The sequence below is a fragment of the Thermovirga sp. genome (assembly GCA_012523215.1).
In the GTDB taxonomy this organism is placed as follows: Bacteria; Synergistota; Synergistia; order Synergistales; family Thermovirgaceae; genus 58-81.
On record JAAYIZ010000165.1, the window covers coordinates 1 to 2,226 of the forward strand.

The 2,226-nt window shown below is 57.7% G+C and carries 5 protein-coding genes; all 5 read right to left on the reverse strand.

Annotated features, from left to right (window positions below; all coding sequences use genetic code 11):
- On the reverse strand, nt 1-599 hold a 599-nt coding region (locus tag GX108_04385), incomplete at its 3' end, for a hypothetical protein (protein NLO56275.1).
- 15 nt (nt 600-614) lie between these two features.
- Complete coding sequence (locus GX108_04390; protein NLO56276.1) at nt 615-1,088, reverse strand: SnoaL-like domain-containing protein; 474 nt, start codon at nt 1,086-1,088, stop codon at nt 615-617.
- 42 nt (nt 1,089-1,130) lie between these two features.
- Nucleotides 1,131-1,490 (reverse strand): VanZ family protein, encoded by a 360-nt coding sequence (vanZ, locus tag GX108_04395; protein ID NLO56277.1) that lies wholly within the window; start codon nt 1,488-1,490, stop codon nt 1,131-1,133.
- Nucleotides 1,491-1,570: 80 nt separating this feature from the next.
- Nucleotides 1,571-1,744, reverse strand: coding sequence for a 4Fe-4S binding protein (locus GX108_04400; GenBank protein NLO56278.1), 174 nt, complete (start codon nt 1,742-1,744; stop codon nt 1,571-1,573).
- Between the two features lie 113 nt (nt 1,745-1,857).
- On the reverse strand, nt 1,858-2,226 hold a 369-nt coding region (locus GX108_04405), incomplete at its 5' end, for a DUF3536 domain-containing protein (protein ID NLO56279.1).

Sequence of the window (2,226 nt, forward strand, 5' to 3'; positions counted from 1 at the left end):
CTCTTGCAGGACCTCGCGTCGTCCACGTAGGAGGGATAGGGCAGCACCTCCACATCGCCGCTTTCAACGAGGATCACGTTGATCCCGAGGACGCCGTTAAGGTAGCGGACACCCTCCTGATCGGGCAGCACGTCGGCATTGTGCCCGAAAAGGTTGAAAGCCGCCGGCGGCTGGGGCAGTTCCTCCCGGGAGTGGGCCAGGGCCACGTCCAGCCCGCAGAGGCTCATCCTGGCGCCCCGGTCAAAAATCTTCGCCCTGGGGAAAACCGAACGGATATCCTCGGCGAGATCGTGGTTCCCGACCGCGATGGTGACTCTCTCGCCGGGAACCTTGCCCATGGCCTTCGCCAGGGCCTTCAGCCTCTGCCTGAAGATGGCGGCGTTACCCGGCCTCAGGCCGAGCTTGACCTCGTCCACCAGGTCTCCTGTATGGACCACGCAAAGGGGTTCGAGGTATTTTAGGAGTTTGTCGAGGTCGCCGTAAAACACCGAGGGCGTATCGGAAATATGGACAAGGCACCTCCCCTTGGCTCCCTCCAGGCACAACGGAAGGGGCAAACCCATTTTGAAACAGGCCAGGAAGTCCCTCACGGCACCCATGCCGGCCTCGTCTCCCTAAAACCTCAGAATGGACATACTATCGGGGGTAGCAATGGGCGACTTGTGGCAGTGCACGAGTTTCCAGTCCGGGCTCTTTTTTGTACCGAAATTATTGAAAACCCTGGTCTCGTTATGGCTCTTGTGCACGACCTTCCCGGGTGACGCGATTCTTACCATGAGGGTGAAGGTCACTATCGCCGTAGACCCGTAGACCTGGATATTTGGCTGAAGAATCTCGTGCTCAAAGGTCTGTTCTTCCGATTCCACCGGGTCGGAACCTCCCCCGACGACCATCCGGTGCACACGGATTTCCCTCAGGTGGAAATCAAGGCCGTCTATCCTTTGGGGCGATATGTACCACTCAAAGAAAGTGCAATCTTCGGATGTGGTCTCACGGTATGCGGCCCCATCCCCATCCCAGATGCTCTGCAGGTTCCTATCCATAACCGCGAGGATCTCTTCCTCAAGGGCTTTGTTCGGTTTTGCCATGACACTTCACCAGCCTTTATCTCCATAAGTTGTTATTGCCCATTATAACCGTCGCCGAAGGCCCGAAAGAAAGGCCCCCAGTGCAAGTCCGGAAAGCATGCCCAGCAGGTCGGCCGCGATGTCGGCGACTTCGCAGCTTCTGAAAGGTACCATCGCCTGAAGGCCCTCCGATGCCAGGGCCAAAAGGATGAGCACGACCAGTACGGTCCGTATCCTGACAACCCCAGTGGCCGCCGGCAACAGTGCCAGGATGAGAAAAACCCCGAAATGGGCGATCTTGTCGGCCATCTCCACCCCGGGAAGGGGTGACCGCCCCAGGGGTACTATCGAAATGATCAAAAAGGCGACCATACCCGCTATCCAGGCGGACCTCAGCCATCGGACGGTCTTTTCAGTCGACATTAAAAATTCCCTTTCGATAGATAAAAAAGAGGGGCCCCTTCCCTGGGGAAGTGCCCCTCGAAAGAACATTACCCCGCTAACTACTGGGAAATTGCACTTACGGGGCAGACCGCCACGCAGGCGCCGCACTCGATGCACGTATCGGGATCAACCTGGGCTTTGCCTTCCACCATGCTGATGGCCGAGACGGGGCAGGTCCCCACGCAAGCTTCGCAACCGATACACAGATCCTTGTCAACTACAGCCTTTGCCATGAAGCTTCCCTCCTTGTCTGGGGTGATTCTTTTCCAACGTTCGCAGTATCGTTTATTTTATCGCAAAATTCAAGGGTGGCAAATTCACCGGTAATCTTGCGTTGAACCTTGTCCTAGCCTTTGCCCACGGCGCCGATCCTTCCCCCGAAGGCGGCCTCCAGGGCCTCCCTGGCGTTGGGAACCTCCTCCCTGTTGCCCGGCACTTTCTCCAGGGCCCTCAGAAAAGGCCCCAGGGCATCCCGCCCGGAGACCTCGCCGGCCAGTTGAGCCGCCCTGGCGGCGTAGCCCAATATTTGGATCGTCTCGATCCTGGAGATATCATCGAAGAACCATCCGCAACTGGTGAACATGAGCATGGCATAGCGCTGCATTTCGAGCAGCTTCCCCGCCCGGCCCCTTCTCACCTCACCGCCGAGGATTTCGTCGATATAACCGTCCCGGGCCTTCCAGGGATCGTCAAAGAATTCTTTCCCCATTTCTTC